This is a genomic window from Bradyrhizobium icense, from assembly GCF_001693385.1.
Lineage (GTDB): Bacteria > Pseudomonadota > Alphaproteobacteria > Rhizobiales > Xanthobacteraceae > Bradyrhizobium > Bradyrhizobium icense.
The window spans coordinates 1152853-1174245 of the sequence record NZ_CP016428.1 but is presented as its reverse complement, the minus strand read 5'-3'; the positions used below and the strand labels follow the sequence as shown (position 1 = coordinate 1174245).

The window sequence follows — 21393 nt, the reverse complement described above, 5'->3', positions numbered from 1 at the left end:
CTCAGAAAAGCTGCCCTCGCGGTCTCCGTCTTTACATGTGCGACTATGCTCTCGTTTGACTGGAGCGAACAAAGGGGCGCTTCGCTATCCATCGAGCGCGCGCACGCACAGATCAGTGATCCATTGACCCCGGCGCCAGGCGTTACCCGGCGGCAGGCGCGGCGGGCCGCGGCCGGCGCGGCTGCCGTGGGCGCCGGTGCTGCTGCAGCCGGAGCGACTGCCGCCTATTACGGCGGCGGACCCTATGCCTACTACGGCGGCAACGGTCCCAACGCCTATTACGGCGGCGGCAGCCCCTACGGCTATTACGGCGGCCCGGGCGTATGGAGCCAGGACTACGCGACGCGCAACGGCATAATCTGCCAGCCCGGCACAATGGTCCGCCTGGACGACGGCCTGATGCACAGGTGCCAGTAGCGACGTAATCGGGAAAGGCGGCCGAACGGCCGCCCTTCTCGCTGCGCTATTTCCCGTAACTCTCCCGCATCCTGGCCTGGATCTTCGCCATACCCGCGATCCAGCGGTCGTAATTTTCCGTCTTCTTGCGCATGTAGCCGAGCACCTGCGGATGAGGCAGGATCACGAACGTCTCCTGCTCCAGTCCCTTCAGCACGTCCTGCGCCACCTGCTCCGGCGAGAGATCGCCGTCGCCGGATTGCGGGCCCTTCGGGATCGAGCGCAGCATGTTGGTATCGACGCCCTGCGGGCACAGGATCGAAACCTTGATGTTGTCGGCCTTGTGCGAGATCGCAAGATTCTCGGCGAAACCGACCGCCGCATGCTTCGTGGTCGAATAGGCCGGGCTGCCGACCTGCGACAATAATCCCGCCGCAGAGATCGTGTTGAGGAAATAGCCGCCGCCGCGCGCCTTCATGCGCGGGATCAAATGCCGCGCCGCATAGACATGGGCCATCACATGAACGGCCCAGCTTCGCTGCCACGGTTCGTCGGAGTTTCCGCCGGCATTTACCGATAGTGGATCGAAACCGCCGCCGATGCCGGCATTGGAGCAGAACAGCGCAATCGGGCCGAATTGACGCTCGGTCTCCTCGATGACGTGATGAACGTCCTTCTCTTTTCCGACATCGCATTTGAAGGCCGCCCCACTGATCGGAGTGGCGACGGCTCGCGCGCCATCGGGGTCGATATCGGCGACGACGACCTTGGCGGCGCCCTCGCGGTGAAAGGCTTCGCACATTGCCTTCCCGATGCCGTTGGCGCCCCCGGTGACGACCACGACTTTGCCTGTCACCTGCATGGCCGCTCTCTCCCGTTTGTGATGATCCTATGTCAGGATCATCATATCGAGAATAGCCGTATAATGGCAGGCGGCGCCGAGCAAGACGAAGCCATGCCAGATCGCGTTCTGGAAGCGCAGCCGCTGCCAGGCATGGAAGATCACCCCAAGGCTATAGAGCACGCCGCCCGCCAGCAAAAAGCCCAGCGCCAGCGGCGGCACCGCCTTCACCACCGCGTCGTAAAGCGTGACGCCACTCCAGCCCAGGGCGAGATAGAGGCCGACCGCCAAACGATCGTAGCGCCCCGGCCGCGCCAGCTTCAGCACCACGCCGGCGATCGCGACGCACCACACCCCCGTCAGCAGCGCGATCGCGAGATAGCTGTCCCTCAGCTCCACGATGAACGGGGTATAGGTGGCGGCGATCAAGAGATAGATCGCCGAATGATCGAAGCGCCGCAGCACCCATTTGGCGCGCGACACCGGCCAAAGATTATAGACCGCCGACAACGTCAGCATCGCGAGCAGGCCTGCGACGTAGACCGATACCACGGTAATTTCGAACGCACCGGCATAGACCGCGGTCAGCACGATCAAAGCGGTGGCGGCGACGAGCCCGAGACAGACGCCGACGACATGCACGACGCCGTCGGCGATCAGCTCGGCGCGGTCGTAGTTCCAGTGCATGGCGTCAGCCGCCGCATGGATGGACGTCGAGGCGAATTGTTTCAGTCTGAAGATGGTCATGCAGGCCCGCAGAAAGTGGTGAGGGAGCGATTAGGACATGGGTCTTCCGAGGTCAACGAACCGTTCACGCCGCTGGCCCCAAGGCCGTCGTCATGCGGTTCGCGAACGACGCCAGTATCCTGTTGTCGTGGCATTTTCGTGCAGTCGGTAACCGCCGGATATCCCGGAGGGATTCCCCCGCCAGGCGATCACGAGCGCTTGATTTCGGCCCGCCAATCGCCACTTCTCCGGTAATTGCACACCAACACTTCTCTCTCGAGCCCTCTGCCCCGCATGCCTCCCAGTTTTTCAGATATCGTCGAGGAAGCGCGCCTGTCGGCGCAGGCACTGCTGGATTACGGCGAGAGCTTTTTCAATCCCACCGTGCGGCTCGGCGTCACCGGCCTGTCGCGCGCCGGCAAGACCGTGTTCATCACGGCGCTGATCCACGGCCTGACCCGCGGCGGCCGGTTTCCGGTGTTCGAGCCGTATGCCACGGGGCGGATCGCGGGCGCCCGGCTCGCGCCGCAGCCCGACGATGCCGTGCCGCGCTTCGCCTATGAAACCCACGTCCGCACCCTGATCGAGGAGCGGCGCTGGCCGAACTCGACCGTCGACATCTCTGAACTGCGCCTGGTCATCGACTACCAGCGGCAGAACGGCGCCGACCGCACGCTCACCATCGACATCGTCGATTACCCCGGCGAGTGGCTGCTCGACCTGCCGCTGCTCAACAGGAGCTTTGAGCAATGGTCGGCGGAAAGTCTCGCATTGTCGCGAGAGGGTCCGCGCGTGAAGCTGGCCGCGCCATGGCACGAGCATCTGGCGACACTCTCCGCTGAGAGCCGCGAGGATGAACAGGCGACGCTCGCCGCCGCAAAACTGTTCACCGATTATTTGCGCGCCTGCCGCGACGAACGTTTTGCCATGAGCCTGCTGCCGCCCGGGCGTTTCCTGATGCCGGGCAACCTCGCAGGATCGCCAGCGCTGACCTTCGCCCCGCTCGATGTGCCCATTGATGGCGCCGCGCCCGACGGTTCGCTGTGGGCAATGATGCGGCGGCGCTACGAGGCCTACAAGGACGTCGTGGTGCGTCCATTCTTCCGCGACCATTTCGCGCGGCTCGACCGCCAGATCGTGCTGGTCGATGCGCTTGCGGCCTTCAATGCCGGGCCCGAAGCGCTGCACGATCTCGAAGCCGCGCTTGCCGGCATTCTCGATTGCTTTCGTATCGGCCGCAGCACCATCCTGAGCAGCCTGTTTCGTCCGCGGATCGATCGGATTCTGTTTGCCGCCACGAAGGCCGATCATCTGCACCATTCCAGCCATGACCGGCTGGAAGCGGTGCTGCGGCGTGCGGTTGCCAAGGCAGCCGACCGCGCCGAATATGCCGGGGCCGCCATCGACGTGGTCGCACTCGCCGCCGTGCGCGCCACGCGCGAGGCGATGGTCGCGCGCGGCCGGGAGAAGCTGCCGTCGATCCTCGGCACGCCCGCGCCCGGCGAGACCGCCAATGGCGATACGTTCGACGGCGAGACGGAAGTGGCGACCTTTCCCGGCGACCTGCCCGCCGATCCCGAAGAGCTGTTCAAGGGCGGCTTTCGCGGCCTTTCCAGCACAGCTTCCGAACAGGCCGATTTCCGCTTCCTGCGCTTCAGGCCGCCGCTGCTGGAGCACACGGCCAAGGACGAGCCCGCGCTGCCTCACATCCGCCTCGACCGCGCCCTTCAGTTCCTGATCGGAGACCGACTGCAATGAGCGAGAAGACGCCGCATCGGCGGCCGGCGACGTTCAAGCTCGGCGATCCCGGCGTCATCGTGATGGATCCGGAGGAGACCGGCCGCCCTGCCCGCGGCACGGTGCAGATCACGCCGGAGGCCGATCCCGCGCTGCTGCCCGTTCCGCTCGATGCGCCGCTGAAACCGATGCGCCGCGGCTTTCGCTGGGGCGCGCTGTTCTGGTCGGCTGCAGGCGGACTGGTGCTGCTCGGCACAGGGCTCGGCGTCGTCAATCTGATCGAGGATCTGTTCGCACGCAGCCAGACCTTGGGCTACGTCGCGCTGGCATTTGCGGTGGCAGCCGGGCTGGCGCTGACCGTCGTCATCGCGCGCGAAGCGTTCGGGCTGGCGCGGCTGGCGGCGATCGAAAAGCTGCACCAGCGCGCCGCTGAAGTACTGCGCAGCGACGACCGCGCGGAGAGCCGCGCCGTCGTCAACGACCTGCTCAAGCTCGCGCACCAGAACCCGCAACTGGCGCGCGCCCGCGCCACGCTGAAAAGCCATGCCGACGACATCATCGACGGCGCCGACATGATCAAGCTTGCCGAACGCGAACTGATGGCGCCGCTCGACGAAGAGGCGCGCCGGCTGGTTTCAACGGCTGCGCAACGCGTCTCCGTCGTCACCGCGGTAAGCCCGCGCGCGCTGATCGACGTGCTGTTCGTGTTCGTCGCCGCAATGCGCTTGATCCGGCAACTGGCGCGGCTCTATGGCGGCCGTCCCGGCACGCTCGGCATGCTCAGCCTGTTGCGTCACGTCATCGGCCATCTCGCCATCACTGGCGGCATGGCGGTCGGCGACAGCCTGGTGCAGCAGATGCTCGGCCACGGCATTGCGGCAAAACTCTCGCAGCGGCTCGGCGAGGGCGTGCTCAACGGCCTGCTGACCGCAAGGCTCGGCCTCGCCGCGATCGACGTCACGCGCCCCTTGCCGTTCACCGCGCTGCCGCGGCCCGCGCTCTCCGATCTCGCGAAGGATTTGCTGAGCAAGCGCGAGGATGAGGCGTGAGCTCGTAGGGCGGGCAAAGGCGCGATTATCGCCGTGCCCACCATTCCAAGTCGTGTGGTTCTGGCGCCGCGGTGCTGGCGTTAAGTTGCGCAAGGTTCGTCCTCGCGCGGCGACGGTGGCAAGAAAGCCGTTCACCGGGCTACTTCGGCACAGTTGCTCTGATTGGAGAGGGCGGGAAGTTGATGACAAATCTCGGGCAGATCATGTCGCGAGATCGCGAACCCACACTCAGTTGTCATCGCCAGGCTTGACCGGGCCGCCCAGTACCCCAGAGACGCTAATGATTAAACCGATAAGCCGCAGCGTACTGGATCCCCCGCCTTCGCGAGGGACGACGACCTCACGCAACACAAGTGTCGCGCCCCAAAACCCCCGCCAGCACGCGCCAGCGGAACAGCGGCGAATCCGGCGGCGGCGAGAGTTCGGGCGTCCAGCCGGTAAGCTTCTCCAGCGCGTAGGTATCCATCACCGTCCCGCGCCAGACGCGCTCGACCCGCTCCAGCGGCTGCCGCTTCGCCGTGGTGAGATCCCACAGCGGCAGGCGATGGTCCGGCTCGCGGGCGACGTAGAGGCCAGGATGATCCTTGATCAGATTCATGCCGGGATCGCGAAAGCCCTGAAACCTGCCGCGCTCGTTGATCTGAACGACCGGCACCTGCCCGTTGAAATACCAGCGCAGCATGGCATAGGTGCGATAGTCCGACGTGGCGATCCAGGTCGCGCCGGTCTCTCGCAACTGATCCCGCGCGCGCGCCGCGACCTGCTCATAGCCGGCCTCGCCACCAATGGGATCGGTCCTGCCGATGAAATTCCAGGGCGCCGCGACGTAATAGAAGAACACGCCAACCACGAAAGCAATGCCGGAGATCACGGCCACCCTCGCCCACCGGAACGTCGATTGGACCATCCATTCCGAAAATCCCTCGCGCGGCAGCATAACGAGATTGATGGCGGTCGCGGCAAAGCCGGCGGGCCAAAGGAACATCGGCCAGGTGTCTCCGACGCGCAGCGTCAGCGACTTCCAGAGGAAGTAGAGGAACGGCACCAGCACGGCGGTCGACAGCAGGATCGCGACCGGCTCGCGCGTACGATAGCCGCGCCACGCCGTCAGCGTGACGCCGGACAGCACCACCGGCAGCAGCACGAAGCCGACGAGACCGAACTGCAGGCCGATGAATTCGCCGATGGTGCGGAACGAAAACGGATGGGTCGCAACCGCGCGCACGAACTGGAAGCGGAACGAGGCCCAGTCGTGCTGCGCGTTCCAGATCAAGACCGGCGAGAACACGATCGCCGCGATCAGGGCTGCCCGCCATGGATACTGGCTGAGCAGCCAGCGCCGCCGCCAGTCCGGCACCAGCACAAATGCGATCACCGCCGGCAGCAGCATGATCGCCGTGAGCTTCGACAGCAGCGCGAGCCCAGCGAACAGCCCCGCCGCGAGCCACCAGCGCGGTTTGCCGCTCTCGTTGAGCCGCACCAGCGACCACAGCATCGCGACCGCGAAAGGGATCATCGCCGTATCGGGCGAGACCTTCGCCATCAACAGCCCGTAATAAAGCGCTGCTTCCGGCAACAGCACGGCGAAGATCACCGCACGAACATCATGCGTCACGCGGCGGACGATATCGGCGAGCAGAAGCTGCGTGACCAGCATCGCGACGATGCCGCCGAACCGCACGCCGAGATTGGTGTCGCCGAAGATCGCGGTGCCGAACCGGATCAGCCAGGCGATGCCGGGCGGATGATCGAGAAAAGCGAGCGCGCTCTCCTTCGACCAGGTCCAGTAATAGGCCTCGTCGGTGCGCAGATCGAGCACGCTAGCATAGACCAGCCGCATCGCGGTCAACGCGGCGATCAGCAGGATAACGGCAAGCCAAGGCGGCGTGGCGGAACTGCATTGGCTCTTATGGGGCTGGGTGATCGGCACGGCGCTTTCTCCTCGACTGCGCCGGGAGTGTCAACGAGCCGCGACCGAAAAAAGCTGCTCGTCGTCCCTGCGAACGCAGGGACCCATAACCACCGGCCATGGCAAGGAAAACCGCATGGGCCACAGCGCCACTGAGAGGCCGCGGAGTATGGGTCCCTGCGGTTCGCAGGGACGACGGCGGGTGGTATTCACCGCATGATTTAATCGCTACCATTGCCCGATATTGACCCCATGGATCGCATGGCCGCCCTATCCAAAGAACAACTGACAGCGTTCCTCCGCGGCATCAGCCTGCGGCAGGTCCGCCTTGCCAGCGGCTTGATCCTGTTTGCCTATCTGGTCAGCCATTTCCTCAACCATGCGCTCGGCAACATCTCGCTGGAGGCGCTGGCGACCGGTGTCTATCTTCACATGGGGCTCTGGCAATTCCTGCCTATCACGATCCTGTTCTATGCGGCATGCCTGGTACACACCGCGCTCGGCATCTGGGCACTGTATGAACGCCGGCAATTCCGCTGGAAAGCGATCGAGCCGCTGCAGCTTGCGCTTGGCCTCAGCGTGCCGATGCTGGTCATCGCCCATATCATCGGCGTCCGGCTCGGCCAGACGCTTTACGGGCATGAAAAACTCTATCCGCAGGTGCTGTTCCTGTACTGGATCTGGGCGCCGTGGCGGATCTGGATGATGCTCGCGGTCATGACCATCGCCTGGGTCCACGGCTGCATCGGGCTGTATCTGTGGCTGCGGATGCGGGCGTTCTACAAACGCGCCGCGCCCTTCCTGCTCGCCGCGGCGGTGCTGATTCCAACGCTTTCCATGCTCGGCTTCTATCAGAGCGGGCGCATGGTGATTGACAATGACAGCGTCGAATGGCGGGCGGAAACCCAGTCGCAGCGCCAGATCGGCACACCGGCCGAGGCGCAGGCGCTCGAACGCATCACCGACTATTTCCTGTTCGGCTATTTCGGCCTGATCGGCGTCGCGCTGGTGGCGCGCGGCGTGCGCGCCATCAACGAGCGCCGTCGCGGCATGATCAGCCTGTCCTACGGCAACGGCCGCACAGTGCGCGTTCCCAAGGGCCTCAGCGTGCTCGAAGCCAGCTTGCGCAACAACGTGCCCCACGCCAGCGTCTGCGGCGGCCGCGCCCGTTGCTCGACCTGCCGCATCCGCATCATCGGCGACTGCTCTGCGCTGCCGGAGCCGTCGCAGCGCGAGGCCTTCGTGCTCGGCCGGGTCGGCACGTCGGATCCATCCATCCGTCTCGCCTGCCAGTTACGGCCGCCGACCGATCTCTCGTTCTTCCAGCTCTTCCTGCCGCATACGATGTCCGCCGATGGTCATGAGTCGAACCCGACGCGGATCGGCCAGGAGCGCTATCTCGTCAGCCTGTTCGTGGACATGCGCGGCTCGACCAAGCTTGCGGAAAAGCGCCTGCCGTTCGACACCGTCTTCATCGTCAACCGGTTCCTCGGCGCGGTATCGCAGGCGGTGATCGAGAGCGGCGGCCGGCCGAACCAGTTCGTCGGCGACGGCATGCTGGCGCTGTTCGGGCTTTCGACCAGCAGGCAGGAGGCCTGCCGCCAGGCGTTGCGCGCGGCGGCGATGATCGCCGTCAATGTCGACGATCTGAACAAGTTTCTCGAACATGATTTGCGCGAGCCGATCCGCTTCGGCATCGGCATCAATGGCGGCGAAGTGATCGTCGGCGATATCGGCTACCGCGATCATATGGTGTTCACCGCGCTCGGCGATCCCGTCAATGTCGCGGCGCGGCTGCAGGACATGACCAAGAGTCTTGCATGCGAAGTCGTCATCTCGGACGAAGTTCGCGCAACGGCCGGACTCGCCGCCGACGTCTTGCCGCAGCATGAAGCCGAGATTCGCGGACGCAATGAGCCGATGATCGTGCGCGCGATAACGGATGCAGGCACCCTGTCGGCGCTGGTTAACGAACAGCAAAGCGCGGCAGCGTGAAACCGCCTCAGCGATAGCTGTTCGAAGCGTATGTGATGTTTTTCACACCTGAATAATCGTTCAGAAAATTGTCGGCGAATGCGCAGCGGATTCCTCGAACCCGCATCTGTGGGCACACGACAGATTGGCGATGGGTAAGACTGAAACTTGAAACCCGCGCCAAGACGAAAAGTCGAACGCGCATTGCCAAAGGAGAACGACCATGTTTCGCAAAGTGACCCTCGCCCTTGCTGCCGCCGCTTCGCTCACCGCCGTTTCGCTGGCTTCGACGTCCGCGTCGGCCAGTCCGATGATCTGGCCGAAGTTTCCACATCATCATCACCATCACTGGCATCCCGGTTTCAGCGTCGGCTTCGTTGGTGGCTATGGCTACCAGGGCTGCTACGTGACCCGCCGCGTGCTGACGCCGTACGGCTTCCGCTGGCGCACGGTGAACGTCTGCTACTGAAACAGGCACAACGTTCATTCGGTGCAGAAACCCCGGTCGCTCACGCGGCCGGGGTTTTGCTTCGGCCGGGCCAAATGAGCGAAAAACGGCAAAAACAGCGAAAATCGACCGCGAATGGGGGCTTTTTCGCCGAAACGGCTGGTCCGTTTACGCTACCCAGCCTGCCCCAACCCGCGTATCCTGATTGTACGGGCATGCCGGTTAGTGCGGGGACCGGCGGCTCGTTTATTTTTTTGATTCCGCGGAGACGACGTGAATGGCTAAAGGTACGGTGAAGTGGTTCAATCCGACCAAGGGTTACGGATTCATCCAGCCCTCGAGTGGCGGCAAGGACGTGTTCGTTCATATTTCGGCAGTTGAGAAAGCTGGGCTTTCGACGCTCAATGAAGGGCAGACCGTCGAGTACGAAGAGATCGCCAACCGCGGCAAGACTTCGGCCGAGAACCTCAAGGTTTAGCGCGACCGCGCATTCGGCAACGGCGTACTCTCGGCCTTACATCCGGGAGTAGGGCTTAAGAAACTTCTCGAAACTGTGAGCGTTCGGCGGAGCGGGCACCGCTTCTGCACGCACGATGAGTAGATCGTTGCGCGAAAACCGGCCGCTCAATCTTCCGTGACCCACTTCTGAACCGTCATCACGTCGGGTGGCTGCAGGTAGCCGCGCGGCCAGAGGTCGACGACCCATTCGACCTTGGTGGCGCGATCGACCAGCACCGCGGTGTTGTGCGGCGTCTGCAACACCAGCGTATTGCCGCGATAGCGCGGATCGCCGATCGCATGATGCTTCAACAGGCCCCACTCCTGCAGCACCAGCAAAAGGCTGGTGGTATTGCGCGTCGTATCCCAGCAATCGTAATTGTGCTTGTCGTCGAAATAGCGGAAATCGGCTTTCGCCACGCGCTTGTTGGTGCCAATGATCGGCCCCATGCGGCGGTCGAACCACACCACCGCCTTCTGCACCGCCGCGCGTTCGGCCGCGGCCGAGGCGCGGCCCGCCGCCATGATCTGTGTCAGCGCGCTGCGGTCGCCGGCCGTGAAATCGAGGATCTCGCGACGCCGGCAGACGAAGCCATAGCACACGGTCATGGATTTGGCTGAAGGCGGATAGATCGAAACCGAGCTGTAGAGGTTGGCGACCTCGGCACTCATCTCGATCGCTCTCGCCGGCGGCGCTGCAAACACCGCGGCCAGGAGCACGCCAAGCACGGCCGCGAAGCTGGTCCGCGTTCGGCTTCCCTGTATCGGCGGGGCGGCGTCTCTCATCATCCCCTGCGGTTCCCAAGCGACGGCGTGCGTGACGATTAGCGCGGCTCCTGCAGGCTGCCAACAAGCAAGCCCGCGATCTGTGGATCAGGCCGCGGAAATTCCGGCCGCTGTGTTTTCCATGCGCCAGTTTGGTTCCGCCCACGCCGCCGTCCCTAGCGCAACGAGGGGACTTGCGGGCCTGTTCCGCCCATCCCGGCCCCGTTAGACTGGCCGAAGCCAAGAGAAATCCCATGCTGATTCCTCCGTCGCCGCTTCCACTGTTCAGCGCGCCCTACGCGCCCGATGACCGCGCCATGGCTACCCGCCTGCTCCAGGCCGGGCGGCTGGATGCGGCGCAGGAGGGCCGCATCGATCGCGCGGCGACTGCGCTGATCGAGGCCATCAGGGCCAATGACGATCCGCTGGGCGGCGTCGAGGACATGCTGCGCGAGTTCGCGCTGTCGACCAAGGAGGGGCTGGCGCTAATGGTGCTGGCGGAAGCGCTGTTGCGGGTCCCGGACGCTCGTACCGCCGACCAGTTCATCGAGGACAAGCTGGCCCAAGGCAATTTCGTCCACCACGAGACGAAATCGAGCGCCTTCCTGGTCAACGCCTCGGCGTGGGCACTCGGCATATCGGCCCGCGTGATCCAACCCGGCGAGACACCGCAGGGCACCATCGGACGGCTGACCAAACGGCTGGGTGCGCCCGCGGTGCGGGCGGCAACGCGGCAGGCGATGCGGCTGATGGGCAATCATTTTGTGCTCGGCGAGACCATCGAGGCCGCGCTCTCGCGCGCGCAGCCGCATTCCGCGCGCCAGCAACGCTATTCCTTCGACATGCTCGGCGAAGGCGCCCGCACCGCCGACGACGCGACGCGCTATTTCAATTCCTACGCCAGCGCCATCGAGGCGATCGGCCGCACCGCCGACGACCGCTCCCTGCCCGACCGGCCCGGCATCTCGGTCAAGCTCTCGGCACTGCATCCGCGCTTCGAGGCCGTGAGCCGCGCCCGGGTGATGGGCGAACTGGTCCCGCGGCTGATCGACCTTGCCCGGCAAGCCAAAGCCTATGATCTCAATTTCACGGTTGATGCCGAGGAAGCGGATCGGCTGGAATTGTCGCTCGACGTAATCTCCGCAGCCTTCGCCGATCCCTCGCTTGCCGGCTGGGACGGATTTGGGCTGGCGATCCAGGCCTATCAGAAACGGGCCAGTGACGTGATCGATTACGTCGATCGTCTCGCACGCAGCCTCGACCGCAAAATGATGGTGCGGCTCGTCAAGGGCGCCTATTGGGACACCGAGATCAAGCGCGCGCAGGAGCGTGGGCTCGACGGCTATCCCGTATTCACCCGCAAGGCGATGACGGATCTGAACTACATTGCCTGCGCAAAACAACTGCTGGCGCTGCGGCCGCGGATATTTCCGCAGTTCGCCACCCACAATGCGCTGACGGTCGCGACCATCCTCGAACTGGCAACGGACCAAAGCGGCTTCGAATTCCAGCGCCTGCACGGCATGGGCGAGGCGCTCTATGCAAAACTCGGCGAAGACCGCTCCGACATCGCCCACCGCACCTATGCGCCGGTCGGTAGCCACCGCGATCTCCTCGCCTATCTGGTGCGGCGACTGCTGGAGAACGGCGCCAACTCGTCCTTTGTCGCGCTGGCCGCTGACGAGGCGATGCCGATCTCGCAACTCCTGCGGCGGCCGGCCGACATCATCGGCAGCGCCGACAATGCAAACCATCCGAATATTCCGTTGCCGCGCGACCTCTATGGGCCGCAACGAAAAAACTCCCGCGGAATCGAATTCGGTGAACGCGCTGCGTTGAGCAAACTCGTCTCGGCCATCGCTGCGGAACGACTGCCCGCATCCGGAAACATTGCGGACGCGACGGAGATGGAGGCGAATGCGGCGGTATCGGCCGCACGCGCCGGCTTCACGAATTGGAGCAGAACGCCGGCCAAGACACGCGCAGCCGTGCTGAAAAAGGCCGCTGACCTGTTGGAAGCGCGCGCGGCGCATTTCATCGCACTGCTGCAACGTGAGGGCGGCAAGACGCTGGACGATTCGGTATCAGAAGTCCGCGAAGCCGTGGACTTCTGCCGCTACTATGCCGCCCACGGACGCGAGTTGTTCGGAGAGAGCAAGGCCCTGCCCGGACCGACAGGCGAAAGCAACGCACTTCGCCTGCGCGGCCGTGGCGTGTTCGTCGCGATCTCGCCGTGGAATTTTCCGCTTGCGATCTTCCTTGGACAGGTCACGGCGGCGTTGATGGCGGGCAACGCGGTCGTTGCGAAGCCGGCCGAGCAGACGCCGCTGATTGCGGCTGAAGCCATCAGGCTGTTGCACGAAGCCGGCGCGCCTGTTTCCGCGCTGCGTCTGGTGAAGGGCGACGGCCGCGTCGGCGGCGTGTTGGTCGCGCATCCCGATATCGCCGGTGTCGTCTTCACCGGCTCGACCGAGGTGGCGCGCACGATCAACCGCGCGCTCGCGGCCAAGGACGGGCCAATCGTGCCGCTGATCGCCGAGACCGGCGGAATCAATGCGATGGTCGTCGACGCCACCGCCCTACCCGAACAGGTCGCAGACGACGTCGTGACCTCGGCATTCCGCTCCGCCGGCCAGCGCTGCTCGGCGCTGCGGCTGTTGTTCCTGCAGGACGACGTCGCCGACCGCATGATCGAGATGATCGCGGGTGCAGCCCGCGAACTCGTCATCGGCGACCCCTGCGATCCGGCCACGCATATCGGACCCGTGATCGATGCCGAAGCCAAGCAGCGACTGGACACGCATGTCGAACGGATGAAGAAGGAAGCCCGGGTGCATTTTGCCGGCGCCGCGCCCGACGGAAACTACGTCGCGCCGCATATTTTCGAATTGTCCGATGCCGGCCAGCTCACGGAAGAAGTGTTCGGCCCGGTGCTCCACGTGGTGCGCTACCGCGCGGAGCGGTTCGATGAGGTGCTGCAATCGGTCGAGCGTTCGGGCTATGGGCTCACCCTCGGCATCCATTCCCGGATCGACGATACCGTAGAGGACACGATCGAAAGGCTTCAGGTCGGCAACATCTACGTCAACCGCAACATGATCGGCGCCGTCGTCGGCGTGCAGCCGTTCGGCGGTCACGGGCTGTCCGGCACCGGACCCAAGGCCGGCGGCCCGCATTATCTGGCGCGGTTTGCAACCGAGCAGACGGTGACCATCAATACGGCGGCTGCCGGCGGAAACGCAGCACTGATGTCCGGCGGCGAGTAGTTGCATCGCCCACCCCACATGGGTCAAATGGCATCCGAATTCCAGCTTTCGCTGGCGGTAATTCCGACTTACGAAAAAAATCAACAAGCCACACGGAGCGGCGGCACTATGGAAAAGGGTATCTTCGACGGCCTCAAGGTTCTGGACTGCGCGAGCTTTATCGCCGCGCCTGCGGCCGCCACCGTGCTCTCGGATTTCGGCGCCGACGTGATCAAGATCGAGCCGCCCGGCGCCGGCGATCCCTATCGCAACCTGCCGAACCTGCCGGGCTACCCGCATAGCGAGCACAATTTCGCGTGGATGCTGGAGGCGCGCAACAAGCGGAGCCTTGCGCTCGATCTGTCAAAGGCCGAGGGACAGGCGGTGCTGCATCGCCTCGCCGCCCAGGCCGACGTCTTCATCACCAACTATCCGCCCCAGGTGCGCCAGCGGCTCGGCATTACACATGACCATCTGGCGCCCCACAATGAGCGCCTGATCTACGCTTCGTTCACCGGCTATGGCGAGAAAGGTGAGGAAGCCAACAAGCCGGGCTTCGACTCCAATGCCTATTGGGCGCGTTCGGGCCTGATGGACCTGGTGCGCGCGGATGAACATACCACGCCGGCACGCTCGATCGCCGGCATGGGCGACCACCCTTGCGCGATGGCGTTTTACGGCGCGATCGTGACCGCGCTTTACAAGCGCGAGCGCACCGGCAAGGGATCACATGTCAGCTCCAACCTGATGGCCAACGGCGTGTGGGCCGCTTCGGTGCTGGCACAGGCAAAACTGGTCGGCGCGAAATTCGGCGAACGCCGCCCGCGCGAGCGCGCGCTGAACGCGGTGACCAACCACTACCAGTGCAAGGACGGACGCTGGCTGATCCTGTCGCTGCTCAACGAGGACCGGCAATGGCCGACGCTGGCGCGCTGCCTGGGCCGCGAGGATCTCGTCACCGATCCCCGCTTCGAGACCAAGAAGGAACGTCACGCGCGGTCGGTCGAATTGATAAAGATTTTCGACGAGGTCTTTGCGACCAAGGACCTTGCCGAATGGCGAAAGATTCTCGACGGCAATGGCCTGGTATTCGGCGTGGTCGGCATCCTCGACGATATTCCAAACGACAAGCAGATGATCGAGAACGAGGTGCTGGTGCCCTTCGAAAACGACACCATGCTGACGATCAACAGCCCGATCTGGGTCGACGGCAGCCGCAAAGTCCAGCCGCGCAAGCCGCCCGGCATCGGCGAGCACAGCGACGAAATTTTACGTAACGCCGGCTATGACGAGGCGACGATCAAAGCGCTGCGCTCGACCGGCGCGGTGGCGTGAGGGCGACGAGCCATGCCCAGCTACCGCCTGCATTACTTCCCCGAGTCGGGAAACAGCTACAAGCTCGCGCTGATGCTCACTCTGTGCGGGCAGACATTCGAGCCGGTCTGGACCGATTTCGGCGGTGGCGTCACGCGCACGCCGGAATGGCGGCGCGACGTCAACGCGATGGGTGAAATTCCCGTGCTCGAAGTGGACGGCGAGCGCCTCACCCAGACCGCTCCGATCCTGCTCAAGCTGGCAAAGCAATTCGGCCGGTTCGGCGGCGAGACCGAGCAGGAGCAGTTCGAACTGCTGCGCTGGCTGTTCTGGGACAACCACAAGCTCACCGGCTACATGGCGACCTACCGCTATTTCCGCACCTTCACGCCATCGCCGGACGAGCACGTGCTGAAACATTTCCGCAGACGCCTCGATGACTTCCTGTCGATCCTCGAACAGCACATGCAGAACAATGCGTTCGCCATCGGCGAACGGCCGACGGTGGCCGACATATCGATGATGGCCTATCTGCATTATCCCGCTGACGAGACCGGGTATGATTGGGCGGTGAGCCATCCCGCGATCAACGCGTGGCTCGGGCGAATGGCGCAACTGTCCGGCTGGAAATCGGCCTATGATCTGTTGCCCGGCAAGCGCTTGACGCATTACGCCAAATAATCGTGTGTCAAGTTATCTTGCGTATCGCTAGCGATTTTTGACGAAGCACATGCCGATGCGCGAGGTCTTGCCGGCGGCTTGACAGGTGAGGCCCTCGGCGCAGGTCCAGTCGCGAAAACTTCCGTCATCGCCGGCGGCTGGGCTGCCCTGAACGTAGCAATGCGCCCCCCAGCCGTCGTAATAATTGCTGCCGGCGAGTTCGGTGCTGCCGCGCAACTGCGGACGGCTGGCAAAGCCGCGCGAATAATCCGGCGGCTTGTCGTCACGGAGGGCGTGGAGAATGTCGCGGCGGCGGACCTGGTCGCCGAAGAAATGCGGCGATGCCGGCACCACAGTTGAATTCGAGGGCTTATCCGCCATCCAGTCGACGCCAGGAAAATGAAAACCACCGATGCCGCGCGTCTGGTGGCAGCCGGAACAGGTCACGTCGTTGAGCCGCCGTTCGAACCCGGCAACTGAGCGGATATTCTGCAGCTTCGCGCCGCCTGCCGTGGCCTTCCTTAGCGCCGCCACCACGTCAGCCTCGCTGAACACGGCGCCCTCTCCTTTCACCAGTCCAAATTCAGGCTCCAGATCCGATGGATCGAATCCGACCGGTGTTGGTGCAATCGCGCCGCTGGCGAGGAATTTTTCCGGGATCAGAGCGGTGCCACGATCGAACGCGACGAGGTTGACGGGATCGAGCAGCCATGCCCTGAACTCGCGCCTGAGGCCATCGTCCGCCAAAAGGCGCGCGCGGTCGATCTGGTTCTCCATCGGCGATTCCACAAACGCCCGCGCCCGGCGATCGTAACGAAACACCTTCAACAGATAGTCGGTCCGGAAATCACGAACCGAGGATTTCGGTGCGTGCGCGATCTGGAGATTGGTCTCGATGCGGTCGATATTCCGATAGTCGATCAGGTCAAGCGTGCCATCGCTTGCCGACAGCTTTCCGCCGAGCGGCGCGGTGAGCCAACGCCGGGCAATTTCGGAACACGCGATCGCCGAACCCTCGCCTCTTGCCTTCAGCACGAGGTTCAACGTCATCGGCAGCCGCGGCGGCGACGCATTGCCGCCAGCGGCTTGGTTTATCCGCGTCAGGCGGTAGATCAGGCGGATCTCGCCGCAGCTTGCTTCTGCGGCGTAAGTGCGGTCCATGCGGTTGACGATGCCGGCCAGCACGAACCGCGTCTCAGCCGAATAAAGCAGCGCGCGGTCGAACAATTGGAAATCAAGGCCCTCGCCGACGCCGATCGTCTCCTTCGGCAAGCTCGCGTGATGCCGCGCCACGTAACGATCGAGTTCGCCATCGATCGCCTGCCGAACCGGCGCCATCGACGGCAAGGCGAACAATTCGCTGTTTGCAAGAGCGACCTCCGCTGAGCGCTCCGGCATCAGCATGCGATCGAGGCGAAATTTTCCGGCATCGAGTTCGCGCAGCGTCGCGGGATCGGTGATGGCGGCACCGCGCTCAAGTCTCACGTCTTGTGCCGCAGACGCCGGCAAAGCGCCGCACAACAGAGCAAATACGATGGCAACAAATCTCGGCGCGCGGCTCATGTCCCAACTAACACCGCGCAACGAGGTCTATTCAAGAAAAAAGGCGCTTCACATCGCTGTGAAGCGCCTTCCTGTTCGCATGTCGTCTCGTTATCGCGCGACGATCAGCCCCTTGCTGGTCACGACCACCCAGCGGCCATCCTGCTTGCGAATCGCGTCAACGCGGCCAAGGCCGGGCACGGGATCGCCGGCATAGACCTCATACATGCCCCGGCGGCCCTCGATCAGCGCGCTGCCGTTGGCAACGTCACGCAATACCCAGCCCTCGACGGTCGGCAGCCGGGCGACTTCGGGCTTGGGCGGAGCCGCAGGCGCGGCTGCAGCAACCTGTTGCGGCACCGAGCCGGTCACTTCCTTCGCGGGGGCCGGCGCGGCGGCCGTCGTCGCAGAGGCCTGGGCGGCGCGGAGCTTGTCGACGGTTTCGCTGAGCTTGGCGAGTTTCGCAGCGGGCTCGGCTTGCGCCTTCTCGAACTTGTCGAGGCGGTCGCTGGCCTTGTTGAGCTGGCCCGTTGTCGTCTTGGAAGCCTGCTCCAGGCTGGCTTTCAGCGCGACGATCTCGGCATCGAGCCGCGCCACCGAGGCTTCGAGCGCGCTATCCTTTGCCGACGCCTGGGCCGAATCTCCGGCCATCAGCTTTCCGACGCCTGTGGTTGCCAGCGCGCCACCGAGCGCGCCCGCCACAGTTGCCAGCGCCACGATGGCAGCCATGGCTCCGATCCGCCGCTTGCCGGACGATACTTCCGTTGACGCGGCCTTTGTATCGGGCCCAGCGCGATCGCCGGGCGACATGATCGTCACGTTGCCGGGGAAGCGCGGCGACTCCGGCTTTACCTCGTCGATTTTGGAGGCTTCGTCCTTTGGCGCCTCGACCTTTGGCGCCTCGACCTTTGGCACTTCCATCCTGACGGCGTCCACCTTGGGCGCGTCTGGCTTGGGGGAAGTCTCTTCCTGCTCGGGCGCCAGTCTCACGGGCTCGACCTCAGCCGCGGGGGTTACCGGCTCACCGGACGCTGGCTTGTCCGGCGCGGCTGGCCCGGCACCAAGGGTTCCGCTTTCACCGCTGGTGGCCTGAGGTTGCTGATCGCTCACGTTGGATTCTCCAGAATTGATTGACCATTTGGTAACTTTTATTGCTTGCCAAATCGTTACCGGCCCGGGCCTTACCGAAATTTTAGGAACTCATCCGGGCCGGTTTTGGCCGGTACACGGCCGTCCGGACTCACGTCTCCTATGCTGCCCTGCGGCATCCGTGGTTCCGTTTGCGCCGGTCCGTTTCCCGACTAACATGGATGCAACCGACCAGCCCGGAAAGGCAGGGGGCCACCATGACCATCGAGAAATGCATCAACGAGTTTGATGTAGATGACGTCATTTTTGAGGAAGGCTCGACCGGGAGGGAACTGTTCGTCGTGCTCGACGGCAAGGTCGAGATCGCCAAGATGAACGGCACCGGAAAGACGGTGATCGCCGCGCTCGGCAAGGGCGAGTTCTTCGGCGAGATGGCGGTCATCGACGGCTCGTCGCGATCGGCAACGGCCATTGCGGCCGCCCCAAACACCCGCGTGATGCGGATCAATCACGCCCGCTTCGTCTACCTGGTCAGCCAGCAGCCGGCCTTTGCGCTGATGATCATGGATGCGCTCAGCAAGCGGCTGCGGGCGTCCAACACGATCACCTACAGAGCCGCGGGCGGTTCATGAGCGAGCGCAGACCAAGCCCCTTCAAGACGCTGCTCGACAGCGATGTCTGTACGCTGATTCAGGCCGCCGAGGATGTTTATCAGGTACGATTCAAGAACCGCGCGGCGAACGCCTATCTGGTGCGTGGCAGCTCGCGCACCATCCTGATCGATGTCGGGCTGTCCTCGAACTATCCGCACCTGCTGACGTGCCTCGACCACCTCGGCTGTCCGCCGGAGAAGATCGACATGGTCGTGCTGAGCCACGAGCACCTCGACCACATCGGCGCGGCCCATCATTTCCACGGCCGCGCCTTCATCGCCGCGCACAGGCTCGCCGCCAACAAGATCATGCTACGCGACGACTTCTCGATGCTGCGCAAGATGTTCAACGAGCCGAACGTGCCGATCAACATCGACCTCTGGCTGGAGGAAGGTAACTTGATCGACCTCGGCAATTTCCGGCTCAACGTGATGCACACGCCCGGCCATACCTCGGCCTGCATCACCCTGTTCGACCAGGACAAGGGGCTGTTGTTCGCCTCCGACACGCTGATGCCCGGCGGTGTGATGGGCGGCGTGTTCGGCTCGGGCAGCATTGCCGACTACATCCAGTCGCTGGAGCGGTTGAAGGGGCTGAACTCAAAGATCCTGCTGTCGGGCCACGGACGGCTGTCCGATACGCCGCAGGAGGACGTGCGGATCGCGATCCAGCGCTCGCACGGATTATTGTCGGACACCGCGCAATTGTTCGACGCACTGGATGCACGGGCGAATTTCGAGCCGATCATGCAGTCGGTGCGCGACCTCAACAAGCTCGACGACAACTAGGCCCGCTTGCTCTATGGCTGGCTCGATTTCGCCGGCCAGGTCGGCCAGCCGCTGAACCCCGCCAACACCAACATCGTGCCCTGGATGGCGCGGGTGGGCGAACGGCCTTCGGTGAGGCGTGATCCCTTAAATGTCGAGAAGCGCAGCTTGCGCTCGCTCAAGAGAAAGGCCGGCGGGCGTTACGCCGCCGACCTTGTCTTGCAACTGCCGGCTCGCAGGTCCGGTTCCGCTGCTTTGCATTCCCGCTTGCTGCGTCTCTGTAACACCCAGTGCCGGCTGATGCCATTGCATGCAGGTATGGCCAAACCGTCCCGTGGTAGGTTCACACTATGGAAACGGATGGAGTCGACTATCCATTGGTTTAGGGTAGTGGTGACGAGTTACATCACGACCGGCGCGTCCGGCAGCTCATTTGCCCCGCCGCCAGCCTTCGGAAAATGCGTCGCCAACTGGCGCGATACGGCCTCAACGCCCTTGATCACGCCGGGTTCGAAATCGCCTGCCCTGAAATCCGTTTCCATCTGCTTGCAGATCTCTTCCCAGCCGGCCGCGCCGACCTTGGCGTTGATACCGCGGTCGGCGACGATCTCGACGTCGTGATCGGCGAGCAGGAGATAGATCAGAACGCCGTTGTTGTGCGCGGTGTCCCAGACGCGGAGCTGAGAAAACACATCCAGCGCTCGCTCGCGCGCCGGCTGGTTGCGGAACAGCGGTGCGCCGTCGAGCGCGCCTTCGACGACGAAACGAACCTGTCCGGAATGAGTGGCCTCGCCCACCTTGATCGCCTGTTCGATCCGCGCCAACGACGCCGGCGGAAAGATGCGCCGCAGCCGCCAGCGGTGTTCGAGGAGATGCCTGCCGATGCGCCTGATGCTCATGTTACCAGCTCCCGGATGCGCCGCCGCCGCCAAAGCTGCCACCGCCGCCGCTGAAACTGCCGCTGTCGCCCGAATCGCTGCGGCCACGTCCCCAACCGCTGCCTCCGCTTGACCAGCTCCCTCCCGTGCGGCCACCGCCGGACGGCATCAGATCGATGAATGCCGCGATCAGGAAAGCCAACACGCCGACGGCCAAAGCTGCCCCGATGTCGCCGACGAAGAGCCAGGCGAGAAATCCAACGAAACCGCCGGCTGTCGCCGAGCCGACGAGACGGCCGAGCGCAGCCCGTAGTGCGCCGCCGACAACGAATACGAAGCCGAGGATGAGCGGGTTGAACGGATCGATATTGCCGAGCAGGCCAACATTTTGCCAGTGCGGCGGCTCCGGCTCCGGCAGTTTCTCGCCATTGACGACCCCGATCATCCTGATAACGCCCGCCGAAACGCCGCCGGCGAAATCGCCGCTCTTGAATTTCGGCGTGATATCCTCGTCGATGATACGCTTGGTGGTGGCGTCGGTGAGCGCGCCCTCGAGGCCGTAGCCGACCTCGATCCGCAAGCGACGATCGTTCTTGGCGATCACGAGAAGCGCGCCGTCGTCGATCTTCTTGCGGCCGACCTTCCAGGCTTCGGCAACGCGGAGCGCGAATGGCTCGATGGCCTCGCCGTCCGTTGTCGGCACGATCAGCACCGCGATCTGGCTGCCCTTTCGCGTCTCGAGATCTTTCAGCCGCTGCGTCAGCGCGGCGACGTCGCCGGCGGTGAGCGTGCCGGTCTGATCGACAACCCGTCCGCTCAAGGGCGGCACCGCGACGAGTGCCAGTGCGGAAGAGGCCCAGCACAGCAGCAGCGCAAGCAGGGTAGCTCTTGCAGCATTCATC

Annotated in this window: 19 protein-coding genes; 11 read left to right on the top strand and 8 right to left on the bottom strand. The window is 64.1% G+C overall.

Translation table 11 applies throughout. The features are described from left to right. Positions 1-123 precede the first annotated feature (123 nt). Entirely contained in the window at positions 124-417 is a 294-nt protein-coding gene (locus LMTR13_RS05595) for a hypothetical protein (RefSeq protein WP_156795446.1), read from the top strand. Between the two features lie 46 nt (positions 418-463). On the opposite strand, the gene LMTR13_RS05590 is transcribed toward LMTR13_RS05595, so the two are convergent. Next, positions 464-1258 carry an SDR family oxidoreductase gene (locus LMTR13_RS05590; protein ID WP_065727019.1) on the bottom strand — a complete coding sequence of 265 codons (795 nt, stop codon included), beginning with the start codon at positions 1256-1258 and terminating at the stop codon, positions 464-466. A 27-nt stretch (positions 1259-1285) separates the two neighbouring features. Further along, the gene (trhA, locus tag LMTR13_RS05585; RefSeq protein ID WP_065727018.1) at positions 1286-1984 is read right to left on the bottom strand and encodes a PAQR family membrane homeostasis protein TrhA; all 699 of its coding nucleotides are present in this window, start codon (positions 1982-1984) and stop codon (positions 1286-1288) included. Between the two features lie 273 nt (positions 1985-2257). Here trhA and LMTR13_RS05580 point away from each other — a divergent pair, with 273 nt between their 5' ends. After that, positions 2258-3721: a YcjX family GTP-binding protein gene (locus LMTR13_RS05580; protein ID WP_065727017.1), complete on the top strand. Its 1464-nt coding sequence runs from the start codon at positions 2258-2260 to the stop codon at positions 3719-3721. Continuing rightward, positions 3718-4749 (top strand): YcjF family protein, encoded by a 1032-nt coding sequence (locus LMTR13_RS05575; protein WP_065727016.1) that lies wholly within the window; start codon positions 3718-3720, stop codon positions 4747-4749. The genes LMTR13_RS05580 and LMTR13_RS05575 overlap by 4 nt, the downstream gene beginning before the upstream one ends. 340 nt (positions 4750-5089) lie before the next feature. Here the strand turns inward: LMTR13_RS05575 and LMTR13_RS05570 are convergent, their stop codons facing one another. Continuing rightward, positions 5090-6589: a glycosyltransferase family 39 protein gene (locus LMTR13_RS05570; RefSeq protein ID WP_083219413.1), complete on the bottom strand. Its 1500-nt coding sequence runs from the start codon at positions 6587-6589 to the stop codon at positions 5090-5092. A 330-nt stretch (positions 6590-6919) separates the two neighbouring features. Between LMTR13_RS05570 and LMTR13_RS05565 the strand changes: the two genes are divergently transcribed. The 3 genes from LMTR13_RS05565 to LMTR13_RS05555 all read left to right on the top strand — a co-directional run bounded on the left by LMTR13_RS05565 (position 6920) and on the right by LMTR13_RS05555 (position 9558). Continuing rightward, the gene (locus tag LMTR13_RS05565) at positions 6920-8653 is read left to right on the top strand and encodes an adenylate/guanylate cyclase domain-containing protein (protein ID WP_065732450.1); all 1734 of its coding nucleotides are present in this window, start codon (positions 6920-6922) and stop codon (positions 8651-8653) included. A gap of 202 nt (positions 8654-8855) precedes the next feature. Continuing rightward, positions 8856-9101 (top strand): hypothetical protein, encoded by a 246-nt coding sequence (locus LMTR13_RS05560; RefSeq protein ID WP_065727015.1) that lies wholly within the window; start codon positions 8856-8858, stop codon positions 9099-9101. Positions 9102-9357: 256 nt separating this feature from the next. Continuing rightward, positions 9358-9558 carry a cold-shock protein gene (locus LMTR13_RS05555; protein WP_028351035.1) on the top strand — a complete coding sequence of 67 codons (201 nt, stop codon included), beginning with the start codon at positions 9358-9360 and terminating at the stop codon, positions 9556-9558. Between the two features lie 146 nt (positions 9559-9704). On the opposite strand, the gene LMTR13_RS05550 is transcribed toward LMTR13_RS05555, so the two are convergent. After that, positions 9705-10364 (bottom strand): hypothetical protein, encoded by a 660-nt coding sequence (locus LMTR13_RS05550; RefSeq protein WP_083219412.1) that lies wholly within the window; start codon positions 10362-10364, stop codon positions 9705-9707. 233 nt (positions 10365-10597) lie between these two features. Between LMTR13_RS05550 and putA the strand changes: the two genes are divergently transcribed. The 3 genes from putA (at position 10598) to LMTR13_RS05535 (ending at position 15583) form a co-directional block, all read left to right on the top strand. Further along, the gene (putA, locus tag LMTR13_RS05545) at positions 10598-13609 is read left to right on the top strand and encodes a bifunctional proline dehydrogenase/L-glutamate gamma-semialdehyde dehydrogenase PutA (protein WP_065727014.1); all 3012 of its coding nucleotides are present in this window, start codon (positions 10598-10600) and stop codon (positions 13607-13609) included. A 108-nt stretch (positions 13610-13717) separates the two neighbouring features. Next, complete coding sequence (locus LMTR13_RS05540; RefSeq protein WP_065732448.1) at positions 13718-14923, top strand: CaiB/BaiF CoA transferase family protein; 1206 nt, start codon at positions 13718-13720, stop codon at positions 14921-14923. A 12-nt stretch (positions 14924-14935) separates the two neighbouring features. Beyond that, positions 14936-15583, top strand: a complete 648-nt coding sequence (locus tag LMTR13_RS05535; protein ID WP_065727013.1) for a glutathione S-transferase family protein — start codon at positions 14936-14938, stop codon at positions 15581-15583. A 27-nt stretch (positions 15584-15610) separates the two neighbouring features. Here the strand turns inward: LMTR13_RS05535 and LMTR13_RS05530 are convergent, their stop codons facing one another. Together LMTR13_RS05530 and LMTR13_RS05525 are read right to left on the bottom strand one after the other, a co-directional pair. After that, entirely contained in the window at positions 15611-17125 is a 1515-nt protein-coding gene (locus LMTR13_RS05530; RefSeq protein ID WP_065727012.1) for a hypothetical protein, read from the bottom strand. Positions 17126-17215: 90 nt separating this feature from the next. After that, complete coding sequence (locus LMTR13_RS05525; protein ID WP_065727011.1) at positions 17216-18214, bottom strand: hypothetical protein; 999 nt, start codon at positions 18212-18214, stop codon at positions 17216-17218. 236 nt (positions 18215-18450) lie between these two features. Here LMTR13_RS05525 and LMTR13_RS05520 point away from each other — a divergent pair, with 236 nt between their 5' ends. Together LMTR13_RS05520 and LMTR13_RS05515 are read left to right on the top strand one after the other, a co-directional pair. Next, positions 18451-18825, top strand: coding sequence for a Crp/Fnr family transcriptional regulator (locus LMTR13_RS05520; protein WP_065732447.1), 375 nt, complete (start codon positions 18451-18453; stop codon positions 18823-18825). Beyond that, positions 18822-19634, top strand: a complete 813-nt coding sequence (locus tag LMTR13_RS05515) for an MBL fold metallo-hydrolase (protein ID WP_065727010.1) — start codon at positions 18822-18824, stop codon at positions 19632-19634. The genes LMTR13_RS05520 and LMTR13_RS05515 overlap by 4 nt, the downstream gene beginning before the upstream one ends. A 380-nt stretch (positions 19635-20014) precedes the next feature. Here LMTR13_RS05515 and LMTR13_RS05510 read toward each other — a convergent pair whose 3' ends face one another. Further along, the gene (locus tag LMTR13_RS05510; protein WP_065727009.1) at positions 20015-20512 is read right to left on the bottom strand and encodes a TPM domain-containing protein; all 498 of its coding nucleotides are present in this window, start codon (positions 20510-20512) and stop codon (positions 20015-20017) included. 1 nt (position 20513) lies between these two features. Beyond that, a complete protein-coding gene (locus LMTR13_RS05505; RefSeq protein WP_065727008.1) occupies positions 20514-21392 on the bottom strand; it encodes a TPM domain-containing protein in 879 nt (292 codons plus the stop codon). Position 21393 lies beyond the last annotated feature (1 nt).

Coding starts and splice junctions, on each gene's coding strand:
- LMTR13_RS05505 (WP_065727008.1), bottom strand. CDS start 21,392: ATGAATGCTGCAAGAGCTACCCTGCTTGCGCTGCTGCTGTGCTGGGCC.
- trhA (WP_065727018.1), bottom strand. CDS start 1,984: ATGACCATCTTCAGACTGAAACAATTCGCCTCGACGTCCATCCATGCG.
- LMTR13_RS05520 (WP_065732447.1), top strand. CDS start 18,451: ATGACCATCGAGAAATGCATCAACGAGTTTGATGTAGATGACGTCATT.
- LMTR13_RS05555 (WP_028351035.1), top strand. CDS start 9,358: ATGGCTAAAGGTACGGTGAAGTGGTTCAATCCGACCAAGGGTTACGGA.
- LMTR13_RS05540 (WP_065732448.1), top strand. CDS start 13,718: ATGGAAAAGGGTATCTTCGACGGCCTCAAGGTTCTGGACTGCGCGAGC.
- LMTR13_RS05510 (WP_065727009.1), bottom strand. CDS start 20,512: ATGAGCATCAGGCGCATCGGCAGGCATCTCCTCGAACACCGCTGGCGG.
- putA (WP_065727014.1), top strand. CDS start 10,598: ATGCTGATTCCTCCGTCGCCGCTTCCACTGTTCAGCGCGCCCTACGCG.
- LMTR13_RS05570 (WP_083219413.1), bottom strand. CDS start 6,589: ATGCGGCTGGTCTATGCTAGCGTGCTCGATCTGCGCACCGACGAGGCC.
- LMTR13_RS05515 (WP_065727010.1), top strand. CDS start 18,822: ATGAGCGAGCGCAGACCAAGCCCCTTCAAGACGCTGCTCGACAGCGAT.
- LMTR13_RS05580 (WP_065727017.1), top strand. CDS start 2,258: ATGCCTCCCAGTTTTTCAGATATCGTCGAGGAAGCGCGCCTGTCGGCG.
- LMTR13_RS05560 (WP_065727015.1), top strand. CDS start 8,856: ATGTTTCGCAAAGTGACCCTCGCCCTTGCTGCCGCCGCTTCGCTCACC.
- LMTR13_RS05575 (WP_065727016.1), top strand. CDS start 3,718: ATGAGCGAGAAGACGCCGCATCGGCGGCCGGCGACGTTCAAGCTCGGC.
- LMTR13_RS05565 (WP_065732450.1), top strand. CDS start 6,920: ATGGCCGCCCTATCCAAAGAACAACTGACAGCGTTCCTCCGCGGCATC.
- LMTR13_RS05530 (WP_065727012.1), bottom strand. CDS start 17,125: ATGAGCCGCGCGCCGAGATTTGTTGCCATCGTATTTGCTCTGTTGTGC.
- LMTR13_RS05550 (WP_083219412.1), bottom strand. CDS start 10,364: ATGAGAGACGCCGCCCCGCCGATACAGGGAAGCCGAACGCGGACCAGC.
- LMTR13_RS05535 (WP_065727013.1), top strand. CDS start 14,936: ATGCCCAGCTACCGCCTGCATTACTTCCCCGAGTCGGGAAACAGCTAC.
- LMTR13_RS05590 (WP_065727019.1), bottom strand. CDS start 1,258: ATGCAGGTGACAGGCAAAGTCGTGGTCGTCACCGGGGGCGCCAACGGC.